Origin of the sequence: Cohnella luojiensis, assembly GCF_004564235.1 — a bacterium.
GTDB lineage: Bacteria > Bacillota > Bacilli > Paenibacillales > Paenibacillaceae > Cohnella > Cohnella luojiensis.
Genome location: NZ_SOMN01000003.1, coordinates 126,434 through 143,465, shown reverse-complemented (window position 1 = coordinate 143,465; position 17,032 = coordinate 126,434). Strand labels below are relative to the sequence as shown.

Annotated in this window: 20 protein-coding genes and 1 tRNA gene; all 21 read right to left on the bottom strand. The window is 51.6% G+C overall.

Annotated elements, in window-relative coordinates:
• The 21 genes from aroB to E2980_RS04335 all read right to left on the bottom strand — a co-directional run bounded on the left by aroB (window position 1) and on the right by E2980_RS04335 (window position 16,928).
• Window positions 1-1,107, bottom strand: a complete 1,107-nt coding sequence (gene aroB, locus E2980_RS04430; RefSeq protein ID WP_135150915.1) for a 3-dehydroquinate synthase — start codon at window positions 1,105-1,107, stop codon at window positions 1-3.
• The gene (aroC, locus tag E2980_RS04425) at window positions 1,107-2,276 is read right to left on the bottom strand and encodes a chorismate synthase (protein WP_135150914.1); all 1,170 of its coding nucleotides are present in this window, start codon (window positions 2,274-2,276) and stop codon (window positions 1,107-1,109) included. Before aroC ends, aroB begins: the two co-directional genes overlap by 1 nt.
• An 87-nt stretch (window positions 2,277-2,363) precedes the next feature.
• Window positions 2,364-2,525, bottom strand: a complete 162-nt coding sequence (locus E2980_RS24045; protein ID WP_167746966.1) for a hypothetical protein — start codon at window positions 2,523-2,525, stop codon at window positions 2,364-2,366.
• A 59-nt stretch (window positions 2,526-2,584) separates the two neighbouring features.
• Window positions 2,585-3,406, bottom strand: coding sequence for a CheR family methyltransferase (locus E2980_RS04420; protein WP_135150913.1), 822 nt, complete (start codon window positions 3,404-3,406; stop codon window positions 2,585-2,587).
• A 268-nt stretch (window positions 3,407-3,674) separates the two neighbouring features.
• On the bottom strand, window positions 3,675-4,118 hold the full coding sequence (ndk, locus tag E2980_RS04415) for a nucleoside-diphosphate kinase (protein WP_135150912.1): 444 nt from the start codon (window positions 4,116-4,118) through the stop codon (window positions 3,675-3,677).
• 63 nt (window positions 4,119-4,181) lie between these two features.
• On the bottom strand, window positions 4,182-5,156 hold the full coding sequence (locus E2980_RS04410) for a polyprenyl synthetase family protein (RefSeq protein ID WP_135150911.1): 975 nt from the start codon (window positions 5,154-5,156) through the stop codon (window positions 4,182-4,184).
• Window positions 5,157-5,160: 4 nt separating this feature from the next.
• On the bottom strand, window positions 5,161-6,036 hold the full coding sequence (locus E2980_RS04405) for a menaquinone biosynthetic enzyme MqnA/MqnD family protein (RefSeq protein ID WP_135150910.1): 876 nt from the start codon (window positions 6,034-6,036) through the stop codon (window positions 5,161-5,163).
• The gene (locus E2980_RS04400) at window positions 6,029-6,670 is read right to left on the bottom strand and encodes a UbiX family flavin prenyltransferase (RefSeq protein ID WP_135150909.1); all 642 of its coding nucleotides are present in this window, start codon (window positions 6,668-6,670) and stop codon (window positions 6,029-6,031) included. Before E2980_RS04400 ends, E2980_RS04405 begins: the two co-directional genes overlap by 8 nt.
• Complete coding sequence (locus E2980_RS04395; RefSeq protein ID WP_135150908.1) at window positions 6,664-7,539, bottom strand: UbiA-like polyprenyltransferase; 876 nt, start codon at window positions 7,537-7,539, stop codon at window positions 6,664-6,666. Before E2980_RS04395 ends, E2980_RS04400 begins: the two co-directional genes overlap by 7 nt.
• The gene (locus E2980_RS04390; RefSeq protein WP_135150907.1) at window positions 7,536-8,258 is read right to left on the bottom strand and encodes a demethylmenaquinone methyltransferase; all 723 of its coding nucleotides are present in this window, start codon (window positions 8,256-8,258) and stop codon (window positions 7,536-7,538) included. The genes E2980_RS04395 and E2980_RS04390 overlap by 4 nt, the downstream gene beginning before the upstream one ends.
• A 6-nt stretch (window positions 8,259-8,264) precedes the next feature.
• Window positions 8,265-9,143 carry a heptaprenyl diphosphate synthase component 1 gene (locus tag E2980_RS04385; RefSeq protein WP_135150906.1) on the bottom strand — a complete coding sequence of 293 codons (879 nt, stop codon included), beginning with the start codon at window positions 9,141-9,143 and terminating at the stop codon, window positions 8,265-8,267.
• 105 nt (window positions 9,144-9,248) lie between these two features.
• Window positions 9,249-9,788 carry a hypothetical protein gene (locus tag E2980_RS04380; protein WP_135150905.1) on the bottom strand — a complete coding sequence of 180 codons (540 nt, stop codon included), beginning with the start codon at window positions 9,786-9,788 and terminating at the stop codon, window positions 9,249-9,251.
• Window positions 9,789-9,920: 132 nt separating this feature from the next.
• A complete protein-coding gene (gene mtrB / locus E2980_RS04375; RefSeq protein WP_135151050.1) occupies window positions 9,921-10,148 on the bottom strand; it encodes a trp RNA-binding attenuation protein MtrB in 228 nt (75 codons plus the stop codon).
• Window positions 10,149-10,255: 107 nt separating this feature from the next.
• Window positions 10,256-10,332: transfer RNA gene (locus E2980_RS04370), tRNA-Pro, on the bottom strand.
• A gap of 84 nt (window positions 10,333-10,416) precedes the next feature.
• Window positions 10,417-10,689, bottom strand: coding sequence for an HU family DNA-binding protein (locus tag E2980_RS04365; protein ID WP_135150904.1), 273 nt, complete (start codon window positions 10,687-10,689; stop codon window positions 10,417-10,419).
• 172 nt (window positions 10,690-10,861) lie between these two features.
• Entirely contained in the window at window positions 10,862-11,593 is a 732-nt protein-coding gene (locus E2980_RS04360; protein ID WP_135150903.1) for a nucleoside phosphorylase, read from the bottom strand.
• A 1-nt stretch (window position 11,594) separates the two neighbouring features.
• On the bottom strand, window positions 11,595-12,269 hold the full coding sequence (locus tag E2980_RS04355) for a sulfite oxidase-like oxidoreductase (RefSeq protein ID WP_135150902.1): 675 nt from the start codon (window positions 12,267-12,269) through the stop codon (window positions 11,595-11,597).
• A 42-nt stretch (window positions 12,270-12,311) separates the two neighbouring features.
• Window positions 12,312-13,235: an ABC transporter permease gene (locus E2980_RS04350; RefSeq protein WP_135150901.1), complete on the bottom strand. Its 924-nt coding sequence runs from the start codon at window positions 13,233-13,235 to the stop codon at window positions 12,312-12,314.
• Window positions 13,219-14,286: an ABC transporter permease gene (locus E2980_RS04345; protein ID WP_135150900.1), complete on the bottom strand. Its 1,068-nt coding sequence runs from the start codon at window positions 14,284-14,286 to the stop codon at window positions 13,219-13,221. Before E2980_RS04345 ends, E2980_RS04350 begins: the two co-directional genes overlap by 17 nt.
• Window positions 14,270-15,775, bottom strand: coding sequence for an ABC transporter ATP-binding protein (locus E2980_RS04340; protein ID WP_135150899.1), 1,506 nt, complete (start codon window positions 15,773-15,775; stop codon window positions 14,270-14,272). Before E2980_RS04340 ends, E2980_RS04345 begins: the two co-directional genes overlap by 17 nt.
• A 91-nt stretch (window positions 15,776-15,866) precedes the next feature.
• Window positions 15,867-16,928: a BMP family lipoprotein gene (locus E2980_RS04335; protein WP_135150898.1), complete on the bottom strand. Its 1,062-nt coding sequence runs from the start codon at window positions 16,926-16,928 to the stop codon at window positions 15,867-15,869.
• Between the last annotated feature and the right edge of the window lie 104 nt (window positions 16,929-17,032).

Here is a 17,032-nt window from a genome sequence, read left to right as displayed (position 1 = left end):
TCAATTCCCCTCTCTTAATCCATCCACGATTTCCCTTACCCATGAGGAAGGCACGTCATTGCGAATTTCCACGCTGCCGATTGCGGTAGGTACGACGAATACCATTTTTCCCTCGGAAAATTTCTTGTCGTGCATCATCGCGCTCATGATCTCGTCTGTGTCCAAGTGGCTTGGAATTCGAACAGGGAGGCCGAATTTGAGATGAAGACGTTCCGTTTCCTGAGCGATGCGTTCTTCGTAGCCGAATTTGACGGCAAGTCTCGCAGCGCCGACCATTCCGATGGCGATCGCTTCCCCGTGCAACAACTCGCCGTAACCCGCGACGGCTTCAAGCGCATGACCGATCGTATGCCCCAAGTTTAAGATCGCGCGCAAATCATTCTCGCGTTCGTCCTTCGAGACGACTATGGCCTTTATGTTACACCCTTCATAAAGAGCATAACCGAGTGCGTCCGGATCTAGCGCAAGCAGCCGCTCCGCATGCTCGTCGCACCAATGCACGAAATCTCCGTCCCACAGCAAGCCTTGTTTCACAAGCTCGGAGAGCCCCGCCCGAACCTCGCGCATCGGCAAGCTCAAGATCGTATCCAAGTCGTATAAAACGAACTCGGGCTGATGGAAAGCGCCTATGATGTTTTTGGCTAGCCTATGGTTAACCGCAACCTTGCCGCCTACGCTGCTGTCATGCGCTTGGATCGTCGTCGGAATTTGCACGAATCGAACGCCTCTCATATAAGAAGCGGCAACGAATCCCGCCAAATCTCCGACTACTCCTCCTCCGAGCGCGATAACCGTTGATTTGCGGTCTAGTCCCGCTTCCAAGGCCGCGCCGACCAACTCGTCCAGCACTTCTAGACACTTGGAGGCTTCGCCGGAGGGAACGACTGCCGTCGTTACCGAGTACCCAGCCGACGCTAGAGCCGCTTCTACTTTTTCCGCGTATAGGTCAACGACCGACGAATCGGTTACGAGCAGAATCGGCGACTTGACCGGCAACCCGTGTCGATTAAAAATCTCGCCGGCCTGCTCGATTAAACCCGAACCGATATAGATGGGATAGGAACGTTCCCCTAGTTCAACCTTGAGTTCCCTCGTCCCGGCCGCCATTAGTAAGCCTCAACCTGACTTAAGTAATGATCCAGGTTCGCTTGAATTTCCTCGATGGAATCCCCGCCGAACTTTTCTAAGAAAGCTTTGGCTACTTCCCATGTAACGACATGCTCCATTACAACGCTAGCAGCCGGTACGGCGCATGCATCGGAACGCTCGACCTGAGCGGTAAAAGGCTCCTTCGTGTCGATATCCACGCTTGCCAAAGGCTTATACAATGTGGGAATCGGCTTCATGACGCCGCGAACGACGATCGGTTCGCCGGTCGTCATGCCGCCCTCGAATCCTCCAGCGCGGTTGGATGCGCGGTGGAACCCCTTGTCAGCCGTATGCAAGATTTCATCATGCACTTTAGAACCGGGAATGCGAGCGGCCTCGAAACCGATCCCTACCTCGACGCCTTTGAACGCGTTGATAGAAACGACCGCCTGGGCGATGCGACCGTCCAGCTTGCGATCCCATTGAACGTGGCTTCCCAGTCCGACCGGCAATCCCGTCACGATGCACTCGACCACTCCGCCGATCGTATCGCCTTCCGCTTTCATGCGATCGATCAACTCTATCATTTTTAGCTCCGCGTCTTTATCTACTACTCTCACCGGAGATTCTTCCGTAACCGCAATAAGTTCGTCGATCGGAAGGGTAGGCGCCGCGGCCACGACTTCGCCAATCGATACGACATGCCCTGCTACCTTTATGCCGAATTTAGCTAGCAGCTGACGCGCGATCCCGCCCACCGCTACGCGGGCAGCGGTTTCGCGAGCGCTAGACCGCTCAAGCACGTTGCGCAAATCCTTAAGATTATATTTCAAACCGCCATTTAAGTCCGCATGACCGGGGCGAGGACGGAATACGCGGCGTTTCGCCTCATCGTTACCTTCGATCGGTTCAACGTTCATAACGGATGTCCAGTGCTTCCAATCCTTGTTCTCGACAATAATCGCCACCGGTGCGCCCGTCGTGCGACCATGCCTTACTCCGCCGACGATCTGCGCGGTATCCGTCTCGATCTGCATGCGCCGGCCCCGACCATGGCCCTTCTGACGACGCTGCAATTGAAAATTCAAAGCTTCGAAGTCGAGCTCCAGGTTACTAGGTAATCCCTCGATAATAGCCGTAAGCTGCGGTCCATGCGTTTCTCCCGCTGTCAAATAACGTAAACTCAACTCCGGTTCCCCCTTTAGCCACAAAAGCCGTGAATATCTTTGACCATTATAGTACAGCGTTAAAGCGTTTGACAAGAAAACAGCCCGTCAGGTACGGACGGACTGTTTCTTGGCGGCTTTCGGACGCGCGACCCTCGACTCCCTCATGTAACCGAGCAATTCCACGTTGTCCAAGCCTAATATTTGCGCGCACTCCTGCACGGAAATTAACCCTCGCCTGTAAGCGGCTATGACTTTGCGTTTGTCCATGGTTCCCTCCGTGTGGCCTGAATAGCCTTATTATCGGTTGGGAGCCTTGTTAACATACGCTAAATCGATCGCCGGTAAAAAAAAGTATCGGCCGTTTCCAATCCGTATTGACCGGGAGAGAAAATTTGCTCCGTGCTGCCCACGAACAATAGGCCGCCGGGTTTAAGCGCGCGAGCAAACTTGCCATAGAGAACGTGCTTAGCGTCTTCGGTGAAATAAATCATGACGTTCCGGCATACGATCAAGTCGAACTTGTCTCCGAACGTATCCAGGAGCAGATTTTGCTTTTGATACTTCACGGCTTTCTTCAACCGGTCGGACACTTTGAAGGCGCCGTCCGCCGCGGTAAAATACTTATTCTTGAATTCCGTCGGCACATCCCGCAAGGACCGCTCCAAGTAAACGCCTTCCTTCGCTTTGGCCAAGACGCCTTCGTCTAGATCCGTTGCCAGAAGATTCGTCTTATCCAAGATGTCCAGCGAATCCAAGATCATGCCGATCGTATAGGGCTCTTCTCCGGTGGAGCAAGCGGCGCTCCATATATTAAGTCGCGGAGATTCTTTCAACATTCGGGGAATGAACTTGTCCTTCAGCACTTGCCAACGGTTAGGATTGCGCCAGAATTCGGAGACGTTGATCGTCATTCTGTCCAAAAATTCATTGCGCAATTTCGCATCCGAGGAAAGAGCCGCGAAATAATCGCTAAACGTCGAATAGCTGTATTTCATGCGCAGGGTAGTTAAACGGCGACGCATTTGATTTTCCTTGTACTGAGACAAATCGATGGACGTCAACCGCTTGATGCTAACGATAAACCGGGCAAAATCCTCATCCTCGGACAAATTCAAGCCAACGCTTAAACCGGAACGTATGTCTCCCATGACGCTTCCTGCTCTCCCCTTATAAATTCTCAACTGGTTTATTTCGAGAAAACGTAAAAAGGTGTGGATAAGGAGGACAGAGGAAAGGTATGGTCACGGAAAGTTTACGGCCGCCTTTAAAATCGAGTTGTCACCGCTTAATCCGATAAATACAACTTGATTGGTTTGGGGGTCCCCGCAAAGTAATCGGATTAAGCTTCGTCAGCATAATCTTCACTTTGTGGGGCTCAGCAGCGGTGTAGTGACCATACCTCTTCCGGCGTCCTTCTTAAATCCACACCTGTATCGCTTTATCGTAAGAGACCAGTTCCTCTTCCGAGAAGAAAATGCCGATTTCCCGTTCCGCGTTGTCATGGGAATCCGAGCCGTGGATCAGGTTGTAATTCGTATGTATGGCGAAGTCGCTGCGGATCGTTCCAGGGGCGGCTTCAAGAGCGTTGGTCTTGCCGATGAGCGCGCGGGACAACCCTACCGCTTGATCGCCCTCCCATACCATGGCGAATACGGGACCGGATGTAATGAACCTCAGAAGCATCTCATAGAAATCTTTACCCTTGTGCTCGGCATAATGCCGCTCAGCCCGTTCGAGAGAGACGTTCATAAGCTTTGCGCCGATCAGCTTTAACCCTTTGCGTTCGAAACGGCCAACGATTTCACCGATCAGTCCCCGTTGCACGCCGTCCGGTTTAATCATTAAGTAAGTTCTTTCCATTAAACTCACTCCTTCCTGCATAAAACGATATCGTATCGACTATTTTACCATAAAAGCGGCTGCTTAATAACTTCGTTTTGCGACAAATCTAGCGATATCCGCCAAATTTCGTTTGGCCGGAATATCCGGAAGCGACTCCAATGCTTTCAAGGCTTTAGCTATGTATCTATCGGCCATCTTTTCCGCCGTCTTGATACCGGAGCTGGAACGAACGAGCTTAACGGCAGCGGCCGAGTTCACCGGGCCTTCCGTATCGCGAATGAGCGTAATTTCGGTAAGCAATTGGTCTCTCAGAGAATCCTCTTGAAGAGCATATAAAACCGGCAAAGTAATATTTCCTTGACGCAGATCGCTTCCCGGGGGTTTTCCTATCGCTTTCTCCGTTCCGCAAAGGTCTAGCAAATCATCCGTAATCTGAAAAGCCATGCCGACATTGTATCCGAATCGATACAAAGCGTGGCTGACCCTGGGAGGAGCCTCCGTCGCCATCGCGCCAAGCTGGCAGCTAATCGCTATCAATAGCGCAGTTTTCCTTCTAATCCGTCGCATATAATTGCGAACGCTTTGATTCACGTTAAAGAAATCGCGGATTTGCTCCATTTCCCCGATGCACATCTGTACGATGGAACCGGATAGAATCTGATGAATTCTCGGCTTATCGAGATCCGTAATAACGGTGAGCGCTTTGGCGTATATGTAATCCCCGGTGAACATAGCGATCCGGTTATCCCATTTCGACTTAACTGTCAACTGTCCGCGCCGCGTCTCCGCGTCATCGATTACGTCATCGTGCACCAAGGTTGCCATATGGATGAGTTCAAGAGGCACGGCGACTTTTTTTAACGTCTCCATCGAATAGGTTCCGAACTTGCCCGATAGCAACACGAATATAGGCCGGAGCCGCTTGCCTCCCGCCTTAAGCAGATGTAACGAGGTTTCACTGAGAATCGGCAGGTCGGAGGTAACGGTTTGAGCCATTTGATCTTCGATTGCCTGCAAATCCGATTTCATAGCGGCATAGAGCTGCATTAATTTCATAAGTTCACCTGCGGTTCGGTAGGTTATCTGCTACGCGGGGGCTGGGGAGCTCCAAGAGTTCAACCTCTTCGCTCATAAGCCCAAGTTCCCTTGCGTATTGGAAGTATAGCTGAAGACCGGCTTTATGCTCCGGACCGAAGTCATGGCATAAATTCTGATAATAGTTGTGCCAATACTGCGATGTGCCGCCGATTTGGCTCATGGCTTTGGATACGATCGGTTCAAGATCGCGGGAGGATTTCCTTTTGCTCTCCAGCAATCCTTCGTAAATGAGATTAATAGCCTCGGGATAGCGTTGAGCCGTATTCTTGTGGACTGCCCATAAGGCATAAGTCATCCAGCGGCCGGTCCATACGTTCCATACTTCTCCCAAATCCAGAACGCGGTAACCCTTGTTCTCCCAAGAAGCACGAATCGCATGATCTCCTATCAGCAGCGCGGCATCCGCGTTTTCCAACATTTTTTCCAAAGAAGGCTCTGCGTCCTCATAGGTTGGTTTGCCTCCGTAGAACTTCTCCATGATGATCTTGAGCAAGTTAACCGACGTTGCGGATGTAATCGTTAGCGCAATCTTACCATGAATAACCTTCTCAAGCGGCGATTTCAGGAAAAGCAAGATCGATTGAACCCGACCGAGAGAGCTCACTGATAGGTTCGGAAGCAGATAGTACGATTCTGACGATATCCCGTAAGCATACGAAGATATCGCAGCCATATCGATGTCCCCCGCTCGCAACTTGCGGTTCAGAGTCGCAGGCATATCCGCGTGTATCTCCGTTTGGAAAGGAAGGATAGTAGGATCGAAGTGATGGAATACGGGCCAAGCGTTGGTGTAAGAAATGCGGCCAAGCTTTATTGGCCGCTCTAGAGAATTATTCATTGGGTTGTCCCCATCTTTTATATAGGTTATGTTGGATTCCCATGCTGTCCATCGCTTTGCCCACCATGAAGTTAACGATATCGTCCAAGGTTTGAGGGCCGTTGTAGAACGCCGGCATTGCCGGAATGATTCGAACTCCGAGTCGGGCAAGCTTGAGCATGTTCTCCAGATGAATCGCGTGAAGCGGAGTCTCCCTAGGGACGATCAACAACGGACGCCCTTCCTTAAGCATGACATCCGCTGCGCGAGTAAGCAAATTCGTCGATGCTCCGCTGGCGATCGCGGAGAGAGTGCCCATGGAGCAAGGCATAACGACCATGCCTTCACAGCGGAAAGAGCCGCTGGCTATGCTTGCTCCGATATCGTTGAGCGGATGATAGGTCATCCGTCCTGCGGATAGGGCATTGTCGAAAGCTTCGTTCAAACTGTCAATCCGACGCGAAGCATCCCAGCCCAATTCTTCTTTAAGAACCCGCCAGCCGGCATCGGAAATGACGAGGTGCAGATGAAAACCGGCAGTAAGCAATTGCCGGCATAAAGTAATCCCGTATATGGCTCCGCTGGCGCCCGTTATTCCGACTACCCATCTGGCGGGCGTATTTGAAGCTTGCGCTTCCCTCGCTGCGCTTACCAAGACCTCACCACCACCAGGTCAATGAACGTGAAGATGAAGATCACTGCGCTCAGCACTCCGTTCATTGTAAAGAATGCCGCGTTGAGCTTGCTTAAATCGTTGGGCTTCACTAGTCGATGCTCGTATAGCAGAAGAACCGCCGCGACTAACGTTCCGATAAGATACCACCAGCTTAAATCCGTCATGACGAGCAATAACGCAAATCCGGCAGCGGTAAGAGCATGAAGCATTCTAGCAATTCCGAGAGCGCGGGAGATCCCGAATCTCGCCGGAATGGAGTGCAAACCCTCCTTCCGGTCGAAATCCACATCCTGGCAGGCATAAATGGTATCGAAGCCCGCAGTCCATAACGCGACGGTAATGTAAAGGATAATAGCCGTCCAAGTGACGCCGCCCGTTACGGCTACCCAACCGCCGAGCGGAGCTAGTCCGATCGTGAGGCCAAGCACAAGGTGGCAAGCCCAAGTAAAACGCTTCGTATAAGAATAAATAACGAGAAAAAAAACGGCCAAAGGTAAAAGTTTAACGGCTAAGCTGTTGAGTTGAGCCGCGGCCCAGAACAATAAAACAAACGAAACGATGATGAAAATGAGGACGTCTTTGGATTTCAGCAACCCTGCGGGAATAGCCCTCATGGCCGTCCTTGGATTACGTCCGTCGATGGCTTTGTCGATAACCCGATTCAATCCCATCGCTGCCGTTCGGGCTCCTACCATCGCGAGTAGAATCCATCCGCATTCGCTCCAGTCCGGCAATCGTTTCTCCACCGTTACGGCACCAAGAATCGCGCCGACGAACGCGAACGGAAGAGCGAATAGCGTATGCTCGAACTTGATCATTTCAAGAAAAGTACGAATCTTGGACATCATGAGCCTTCATTCCCCTTCGTTCCGATATGCAACGCCGCTACTCCGCCGGTGAGCGGATAAGCCTTCACGTTACGCATTCCGACGGAGCGGAACAGCTCGGCAAGCGCCAGCAAATCGGGGAATGACGCCAAAGACTCCGGTAACCAGCGATATTGCTCGTATCTTTTTACGAACCATTTGCCCATAAGCGGCAGAAGCTTCTCGAAGTAGAAATAATAAATTCCTTTGAACGGCTGCCAAGTCGGCTTGGACAGCTCTAAGCAAACGATTTTGCCGCCAGGTTTAACGACCCTTTTCATTTCTTTAAGCGTCTTGACGATATCGGGAACATTACGAAGACCGAAACCGATCGTAACGAAGTCGAAGGAATTATCCTCGAATGGAAGTTCCATCGCGTTGCCTTGTATTAAAGTGATCTGTTCGCCTAAACCCAGCTTATCGATCTTAGCTTGTCCCACATCAAGCATGTTGCGGCTGAAGTCGAGGCCGACGGTTTTTCCTTTGCCGCTTGCCTTGGCAAGAGCAAGCGTCCAATCGCCCGTTCCGCAGCATAGATCCAAGGAAGTCTGTCCTTGCTGAACATCCATCTTGCGCATCGTGAACCGACGCCATGCTTTATGCCTTCTGAAGCTAAGAATGTCGTTCATCATATCGTATTTCGGAGCGATGCTCTCGAACACGGCATGCACATGCTTTTGTTTTGATTCCGCGTCCATCATGATGTGTTATCCCAGCTCCTTCAAAGCGGTTACCCGTTGCTGCCCTGTTGCCTGCAGGAACGGCTCGATCAAGGGTTGCAGTTCTCGTATCAGCTTGTCCGATTGAAGTCTCTGCAGCAACGTTTGTAATTGTCCCGTGGATTGCCGCAGCAAGGCGCCCAATTTCTCCGAGACGTCATATTTATGCAACATGGATTTAATTAGATTTTGGTCTTCACGGCGATCCGTCAGAATACGGCGATCTTCTTCGGTCCCTTCCTGAAGAATATGCCATACGCCCCAGCTGCTATCCAAGGATGACATCTTCTCGACCTTGCGCAGCTCATGAAGCAATACCTCGCATCTGCTGAACCGCTCAACCAATTCAGGCCATAAACGCTCGTATAGCCCGCTCATAAAACCCGTGAACGAGAGGAAAAGCCCAGACTTTAGTTCTGCGCCGAAATGGAGGTATTCCTCCGCGTTTAATTTCATTTGCTTCATCCTGCCATAGAAATTCATCTTGATTCGGTTGATGTTGCAAACCGCTTCGCTGAGCTGCCGAATCGTCTCGATTTGTCCCGCCTGCGATAACAAGTGATAGAACCGGCTGCTGAAGTAATCTCCTGCAAGCACCTTTAATTGCTGGGCCCGCATGCCAATCATTCCGCTCTTGGCAGGGTTTGGGGAATTCTCGACCATATCGTGGGTATCTAAGCCCATTTGGACGAGCGAGGTCACGATGGCTAGCAAATCCTTCTGCGAGGCCGCTCCGGGTTGATGACTCAATACGGTGTAAAGCAAAGAAATCCTGCCATCCGGAAATTCCGGCAATTCCGTATGCAGGCGAATCATTTCATGGCTCATATACTTATCGGCCATCTGCGTAATCTGTAATTTATTCATTTCTTCCGCCTCCGAACATGCTGCCAGGCACCAGTAACACCGGGATTCATTTCATTTATTATAACATAACCGAGAAAGGCTCGCATAAGACAAGGACTTTGTTCATTAATTTGCAAAATTTGCGATCCAGCGCTTTCCTTTCGGGGTTATCAATAGTCGGATTCTATCCATCAGCTCCGAAGCCTCCGAGAAGGAAGACGGCGTCAGAACGGACAATTCCTTATCCGTCCATTCGAGCTTGCGCGATTCCACCGCTATCAATAGCGAGCGATTCTGATTTTTATCCTTATCCGAGAATACCCTAATCAAGACCTGTTTAACGTTATGGACTTCCCCGTAGGAGAAAACAATCAATTCCCCGATGTCACCCCATACGTCGTCAGGAACGGCAGCTTGCAGGTCTACGGTCAATATGGCATGATCCCAGCCGACCTTAATGAGTTGCTCCTGCAGGGGAAGCATAGAAAGCGAATCGACCAAATTGTCGTCCGTTAATAGCGTCGCTTTATTCGGCTGAAATACGTTAACTGCTTGACGGCGCTGCTGCAGCCCGCGCTCTATCGCAGGTAATTGGCTTAAAAATAGGACGATCATAATTCCGACGAGCAGCATGAGGCTCCATTGCTTGAGCGGAACGTTGGGCACGGCGATTTCCCCTTTCTTGTACGATCATAGGGCTCCTCCTTACCCATTGTACAAATAAAAAGGGCAGGCTATGCCTGCGCTCCTGAAAGGCGGTTCAAAAAGTCGTCTTCTGTTCACGAAGCTATGTAATTCCTAAGCGTCCGTATCTAAGGTGCCATGCTTCGTCAGAATGGTTGCCTTGCCCCGTATTTTCATGGCCGACGTATGATCCGTAAATTGAACGATCAGCACTTCGCCCTTGTCCAGCTTCTCCGTGTGATGAAACTTCGTGTCCTGGCCCCGGGTCAACCCGATGACCTGCACGCCGTTGTCTTTCGCCTTGATGACGATATATTCCTGCTGTTCCGCATCCACAGTCATGGAACCTCCCTCTTTGAATTTCATAATGAAGAAAAAGATAGAGTGCTGTCAAACAAAAACTGCCCTCCCACATCAACTATGCGAGAAAGCAGTCTACTGTTATGTAATGGTCGGAACGGAGAGATTCGAACTCTCGACCTCACCCACCCCAAGGGTGCGCGCTACCGGGCTGCGCCACGTCCCGAATAATTTACGAGAGTGATTATAGCACAGCCTATTCTAGCGTTGCAACCCGCAAATGCAGCACTTGGCATGCACGGCCCACTACTTATTTGATACCTTCTTTAAGCGCTTTACCCGGCTTGAATGCGGGGATCTTCCCGGCCGGAATTTCGATTTCCTCTCCGGTTTGCGGATTGCGTCCTTTACGGGCGGAGCGTTCGCGCACTTCGAAGTTACCAAATCCGACGAGTTGTACTTTATCCCCGCCTTGCAGAGCTTCGGAGATTACGTCGAATACGGCGTCAACCGCTTGGGTTGCATCCTTCTTGGACAAGTCTGACAATTCAGCCACTTTGGTAATCAATTCGGTTTTATTCATAGCATTCACCTCCCACAACGGTACGATGGCATGTTATCTGTTTATCCGTTTCAACAGAAATTATACACTCCTGCAATGCGAACTTTCAAGCGGGGCGCGAATTTCAGCCCATTTTCCCGCTTCGAGATCACGAATTCCATCCATTTGGCCGATGTATACAACCGTTTTATTATTAACCGTCAAGGATTGAAAGCTTGACAACCGCCCGCAGTGCCGCTTCTATCTCGCGTTCGACCGCTAGCGCAACCACGTCGACGTTCGGGTCGTATACGGCTGCTAGATCGGCGTCGGCATAACCATCCAAAGCCAAGATCGCTCCCGCCCTGACCCCGCGCAAGCTCGCAATCACGTACAGCGCCGCTATCTCCATCTCTACCGCGATAGCACCGGCCTGTTTGTATTGCTTGTGCGGGAATTCTAAGACTCCTTGAAAGAACACGTCAAGCGTTACCGTAATGCCTTTGCGAACAACGCCGCCTTGCTCCAGCGCCGCTTCGTATAAAGCCTCGACTACACGGCTGTCTCCGACTGCGGGAAAACCTTCGGGAACAAGCTGGCGGGTCAAGCCATCGGTACGGACCGCAGCCGTGCTGACGATAAGGCTGCCCGCCGGCGTATCTTCCGAGTAGGAACCGGCGGTTCCCACTCGAATTAAGGTCTTTACTCCCGCTCGGATCAGTTCCTCGAAACAGATCGCCGCTCCGGCCGATCCCACGCCATGGCTAACGACGGCCAAGCGGACGCCGTTTATTTCCCCTATGAATGTTCGATATTCCCGGCTGAACGCCAGTTCTTGCGCTCCCTCCAGCTTGCGCGAGATGAGCTCGGCTCGCTTTGGATCGCCGCACACGATAGCATACGAAGGAATGTCTTCGGAATGAATTTGCATTATAGGCAGGAACATCTTAATCGAACTCCTTCTTCGTCCACTCGTCTTCCGGTATCGGCAACGCTTCTCCGGAGAACCGCTGCTCTTTGAAAGGATCGGCCTCGTTGTGAAAGCCGTTGCGCTCCCAGAAGCCCGGACGATCCTCCTTCATGAATTCAATACGTTTCACCCATTTCGCGCTCTTCCAGAAATAACGGTGAGGAACGATGGTCCTAAGCGGCCATCCGTGCTTTTCCGTCAGAGGCTCTCCCGCGTAACGGTAGGCGAGCATGACATTGTCGAGCATCAGATCGGCGAGCGGCACATTCGTTTCGTAGTCCGGATCCGCGTGGAACATTACGAACTTCGCTTCCGGCTTTACTTTGAGCAGAGGGAGAAGATCACTGAACAATACGCCCTCCCACTCCGTATCCAGCTTCGACCAACGCGTAACGCAATGGATGTCACACTGGATGCGCGTTGAGGGCAGCATAAGTATTTCATCAAAGCTGAAGGAGATCTCCTCCTCCACTTCGCCGCCAATCGTCAACCGCCAATCGTTCAAATCGTACTTCGGGACTTCGCCCTCATGAAGGATCGGGAACTTTCCGGTAAAGGTTTGACCGGCTGGAAGACGATCGCGTTTTTCGATGTCTATATCGGAAGGCAAGATCACCTTGGCATTCTTTAATCGATCTGCTTTATTATGCATGAATTTCTACCTCCATCTTGACGCGCTCAGTCGACTTTGGCCCTATCTGGAGCTGGAGCCGGAGCTTTGAGCGTCCTTCAGAAAACCTTTGTCCTTGAAGAAGAACATAGCGACGATTGTCACCGCGTAAGGAACCATTTGCGTAAAATGAGACGGCAACGACAAGCCCTGCAGCCGAATGCTGAACGAATCCATCAATCCGAAGAGCGCGCTGGATGCGACAACGCCGAGAGGGCCCGACTGCCCGAGCATCATGGCGACAAGCGCGATGAAGCCCCGCCCCGCCGTCATCCCCTCGGTGAACATCGTGACTTGCCCAAGCGAGAGCTGGGCGCCCGCCAATGCGCATAGAACGCCGCAAGCCAGCACAGCCCCATATTGGTAGCGCCGAACTCGTATGCCGATGCTCCTAGCTGCAAGCGGGTTGCCCCCGGCAGCCAGAAAGCGGAACCCGCCGATTGTCCGGTAGAAATAATACCATAACAGCCCGGCAAGAACCAAAGCTAAATAAACGAGCGGCGATTGGCCGGACAGAATATCTCCCACAACCGGGATATCTTTGATCAGCGGCAATTCCCACTTCGGAAGACCGATCATCTCTTTGTTGTGATAGGCGCCTTTTACATGAAAGATCGTCCTTAGGCTGAACGTTGTTAATCCTAGCGCCAGGAAGTTCATCGCGATCCCCACGACGATAACGTTTGCCTGGAGATGAATGCTTAAATAAGCGAACAAAAGGGAGAATATTGATACACAAGCAATAGCGAATAAAATAGCCAGCGCCGTATTCGAGAAATAGTGATTGCCGACGATCGCGGTGAATGCGCCGATCAACATCAAGCCTTCTAGTCCTACGTTAAACAACCCTGCGCGGGCGCAAAGCGCCCCGCCAAGCGCGGCAAGCAGTATCGGCGTAAGAACGCGCAGCGCGGAATTGAACAAAGCGAGATCAAGCAGTTGATCCATCGTGGTTTCTCCCCTTTCTCCGTTTCCAGAAGCTCAGCGTGAACTTGACGGTAATGAAGAGTATCAGCACCGCTTGAATGACCGCTCCAATTTCAAGCGGCACCTCCGTATTCAATTCAACGCCCATTCCGCCCGTCTGAAGCGCGGCCAGGAAGAATGCCGCCACGGCCGTGCCGAGCGGATTCGCGTTCGCAAGAAGGGCGGCCATAATGCCTGTCCATGCGTAATCGGCCGAAGAGAAAGCATTATCAATGTAACGGTACTGCGAGCCGAGAACCTCGGTCGCTCCCGCCAACCCGGCTAGCCCGCCGCTGGCGAACATCGTGGTAATCATCAGCGACGTCCGCTTAATTCCGCCGTATACGGCGAATAATGGATTTCCTCCCAGCATGCGCGCCTCATAACCCGACACTGATTTCGTCAGGTAAACGTACAGCGCGATAACAGCTATAACGGCAATAACCAATCCGGCATGCACGGCCATGCCCTTGAACAATTTAGGCAGCCAGATCCCGCTGTCCAACATGGCGGATTGCGCCATCGCGGCCGAGCCCGATCGATCCTTGAAGGGATAGGCGACCATATAACCGGCGAAGAGCGTGGCAATATAATTAAGCAGAAGCGTCGTAATAAGCAGATTTACCCGAAATCGCACATCGAAATAACCGGCCATAGCCGACCATAGCCCGCCTGCAATAACTCCGGCGAGTAAAGCGGCAATGCAAACAAACCATGCCGGTCCGGGCAAATACAGCCCGACGAGCGCGGCGCTTAATCCGCCGAGCACCATCTGTCCTTCGGCGCCAAGGTTAAAGAAGCCGGAACGGAAAGCGATCACCGCACCCATTCCGATTAGAATAATGGGGGTTGCGCGGCTAAGCGTGCTCGTAAAGAAGTAAAAGCTTCCGAACGCGCCTTTCCACATCTCGGAATACGTCTCCGCTATGGAACCGCCTGCGACTAGAATGGCTATCGATCCTGCCAGCAGACCAAGGAAAATCGCGACAATCGGTCCAACCAACGGTTGAAGCAGCTTATTGATCTTGTGCATTCCGCTTCCCTCCCGCCATTAACAAGCTTAGCTTTTCCTCGGTGGCATCGCTGACCTGTAATTCTCCCGCGATCTTTCCTTCATACATGACGAGAATACGGTCGGACAATTTAAGAACTTCCGACAGCTCCGAAGAGACCAACAAGATGGCCCCTCCGCCGTCTCTCTTTCGAAGCAATTGTTCATGAATCGTCTCCATCGCGCCGATATCTACTCCCCGCGTCGGCTCGGCGGCGATCAAGAACGGCGTATTTTGCGCAAGCTCGCGGGCAACGATTAGTTTCTGAAGGTTTCCTCCGGATAAATTCTGAGTTTGGTTATCGAGAGAACCGGCTTTAATCGAATATTGTTGAATCCAGTCCGATACGAGCGTTTTTATTTCTTTGCCTCTCATTAGCCCAAATCTCTGCAGCCTGCGTTGGTGGCCCATCATTCCCGTCTCGGCAACGGTTGCGGATTTGTTTGCCCCCCATATATAACGATCTTCGGGAATATGGGCAAGCCCTGCATCCCTAAGCTCGCGGGCGCTTCGTCCCGTAACGTTGGCTCCCAGGAGCGAGATGCTGCCTTGATCCGGCGCAAGCAATCCCGCGATGGCCTGGATAAGCTCCGATTGGCCGTTGCCGGATATGCCGGCGATTCCGACGATTTCCCCTGCCCTAACGTTCATGCTGATCGAGTCCAACAGCGGTTTACTCCCGCTGCCGAACAACGATACGTTGTTTAACTCGAGAACGGCGCGCTTTGGCGAGGAAGGCCGCTTGATTGCCGGCGCAAGCGATCGACCGACCATGAGCTTGGACAATTGTTCCACGTTGGTTTGCGAAGCCTCGAGGGTCCCCGTCACTTCGCCGTCTCGCAAAACCGTTATCCTGTCCGCGGCGCTCATGACTTCGTTCAGCTTGTGGCTGATAAGAATGAAGCTCTTGCCTTTAAGCGTCAGAGCCTTGATCGCGTCCAACAGCTCCCTAACCTCCAGAGGCGTTAGAACTCCGGTCGGCTCATCCAAAATAATAATTTCCGCTCCCTGATGGAGAACCTTCAGAATTTCCACGCGCTGCTGGACGCCAAGAGGACAATCGCCTGCTTTGGCCCAAGGATCGACTTTAATCCCGTAAGCATTCGACAAGGCCTCCACTTGGGCTGCGGCGGTTTTACGGTCAAACCTGACCTTGCCCGGCTCCTTGCCGATTACGATATTCTCGGCGACCGAGAAATTCGGAAACAACATGAAATGCTGGTGAACCATCCCGATTCCATGACGTATCGCTTCCTTCGGATCGGCGAAGAACACCTCCTTGCCCTTAAGCTTGATCATGCCTGAGGATGGCTGCTCCATACCGTATAAAATACGCATCAACGTTGTTTTTCCTGCTCCGTTTTCACCAACGATGGCATGCACTTCGCCTGCTTTGAGATTGTAGTCGATTCCCCTGTTCGCTTTCACGTCGCCGTAACTTTTGGTTATCCGTTCCATCTCGAGCAACATTTGATTCACTCCTATCCATTGTCCGAAAGCATAGGAAACCGGCTGCTTTGGGGCAGCCGGTTAAAATAAGCAGTATATGGTTTTTATTAAATTATTGCAGCGGGTTCTTGACTACGATAGTCCCTGCTACGATATCATCATTGATCTTCTTCAGCTTGTCAATGTTTTCTTGTCCGATCGCGTCGTTAAGCGGGGATTTGCTTTCTTTGTTGACGAAAGTCAAGCCAACGCCGCCCTCTTTAAGTCCGTAGTCGCGTACGCCGAAGGAGAAGTTGCCCGAAACGAAATCCTTCACCGTTTCGTAAGCGACCGCATCCGTTCCTTTAAGCTGAGAAAGAATAACTTGCTTGCCGTCCGTGTTATCGGTATCTTGTCCGGAAGCGAAGAAACCTTTCTCGCCGGCGGCTTCGAACACGCCCAGGTCGCCTACCGCGGACATTCCCGCAATGAAATCGGCGCCTTGAGAATTTTGCAGGATCGCAAGCTCTTTGGCTTTAGCCGGATCGGTAAATCCGCCAACGTAGTTCACCAATACTTTAATGTCCGGATTAACCGATTTCGCGCCTTGGTCGAATCCGCTCGTGTACTTCGACAACAACGGAATGTCCAATGCCACAACGTTGCCTACCGTACCGGATTTGGAAATCAACGCCGCTGCCGCTCCAAGTAAGTAAGAGGCTTCGTGCTCGCGGAACGCTACGCTGCGAACGTTCGGCAGGTCGATCACGGTATCGATGACCGCGAACGATTTGTCCGGAAATTCGGGAGCGATTTTCTTCAATGCGTCTTCGACTTGGAAAGTCGACGTAATAATCAGATCATAATCACCGGCGGCGGCAGTCCTCAGGTTCTGCTCGATGGATGCCGGATCGGTAGACTCTATGGTTTTGACCTCAACTCCGAATTCTTCCCCAGCTTTCTTGAAGCCTTCGTCCATAAGCTGGAAGAAAGGGTTGACGCCAATCGGTTCAGGAGTAACTAAAGCGATTTTCTTAGGTTTTGCGGCAGATTCGGATGGCGATGCGCTAGCAGATGCGCTTTCGGTGCCCGCAGGCGCGCTGCTTTTCGCGTTATTACCGTTATTCGAACCGCATGCCGCAAGAAGTCCCCCGAGTAATACGAAAGTAAGAACAAGCAGTAATGGTTTTTTCATTTGTATTCTCTCCTAGTCTAATATTCTATTATCTATTATTAGATCCTAGTTTAAAGGTTGGATTTTGTCAAAACATTAAATATGTTGCATGTATTTGGCGGATT

Bases quoted from the DNA above. Each gene is read 5' to 3' on its own strand.
- aroB (WP_135150915.1), bottom strand. From the start codon at position 1,107: ATGGCGGCCGGGACGAGGGAACTCAAGGTTGAACTAGGGGAACGTTCC.
- E2980_RS24045 (WP_167746966.1), bottom strand. From the start codon at position 2,525: ATGGACAAACGCAAAGTCATAGCCGCTTACAGGCGAGGGTTAATTTCC.
- E2980_RS04420 (WP_135150913.1), bottom strand. From the start codon at position 3,406: ATGGGAGACATACGTTCCGGTTTAAGCGTTGGCTTGAATTTGTCCGAG.
- ndk (WP_135150912.1), bottom strand. From the start codon at position 4,118: ATGGAAAGAACTTACTTAATGATTAAACCGGACGGCGTGCAACGGGGA.
- E2980_RS04410 (WP_135150911.1), bottom strand. From the start codon at position 5,156: ATGAAATTAATGCAGCTCTATGCCGCTATGAAATCGGATTTGCAGGCA.
- E2980_RS04405 (WP_135150910.1), bottom strand. From the start codon at position 6,036: ATGAATAATTCTCTAGAGCGGCCAATAAAGCTTGGCCGCATTTCTTAC.
- E2980_RS04395 (WP_135150908.1), bottom strand. From the start codon at position 7,539: ATGATGTCCAAGATTCGTACTTTTCTTGAAATGATCAAGTTCGAGCAT.
- E2980_RS04390 (WP_135150907.1), bottom strand. From the start codon at position 8,258: ATGATGGACGCGGAATCAAAACAAAAGCATGTGCATGCCGTGTTCGAG.
- E2980_RS04385 (WP_135150906.1), bottom strand. From the start codon at position 9,143: ATGAATAAATTACAGATTACGCAGATGGCCGATAAGTATATGAGCCAT.
- mtrB (WP_135151050.1), bottom strand. From the start codon at position 10,148: ATGACTGTGGATGCGGAACAGCAGGAATATATCGTCATCAAGGCGAAA.
- E2980_RS04365 (WP_135150904.1), bottom strand. From the start codon at position 10,689: ATGAATAAAACCGAATTGATTACCAAAGTGGCTGAATTGTCAGACTTG.
- E2980_RS04360 (WP_135150903.1), bottom strand. From the start codon at position 11,593: ATGTTCCTGCCTATAATGCAAATTCATTCCGAAGACATTCCTTCGTAT.
- E2980_RS04355 (WP_135150902.1), bottom strand. From the start codon at position 12,269: ATGCATAATAAAGCAGATCGATTAAAGAATGCCAAGGTGATCTTGCCT.
- E2980_RS04350 (WP_135150901.1), bottom strand. From the start codon at position 13,235: ATGGATCAACTGCTTGATCTCGCTTTGTTCAATTCCGCGCTGCGCGTT.
- E2980_RS04345 (WP_135150900.1), bottom strand. From the start codon at position 14,286: ATGCACAAGATCAATAAGCTGCTTCAACCGTTGGTTGGACCGATTGTC.
- E2980_RS04340 (WP_135150899.1), bottom strand. From the start codon at position 15,775: ATGTTGCTCGAGATGGAACGGATAACCAAAAGTTACGGCGACGTGAAA.
- E2980_RS04335 (WP_135150898.1), bottom strand. From the start codon at position 16,928: ATGAAAAAACCATTACTGCTTGTTCTTACTTTCGTATTACTCGGGGGA.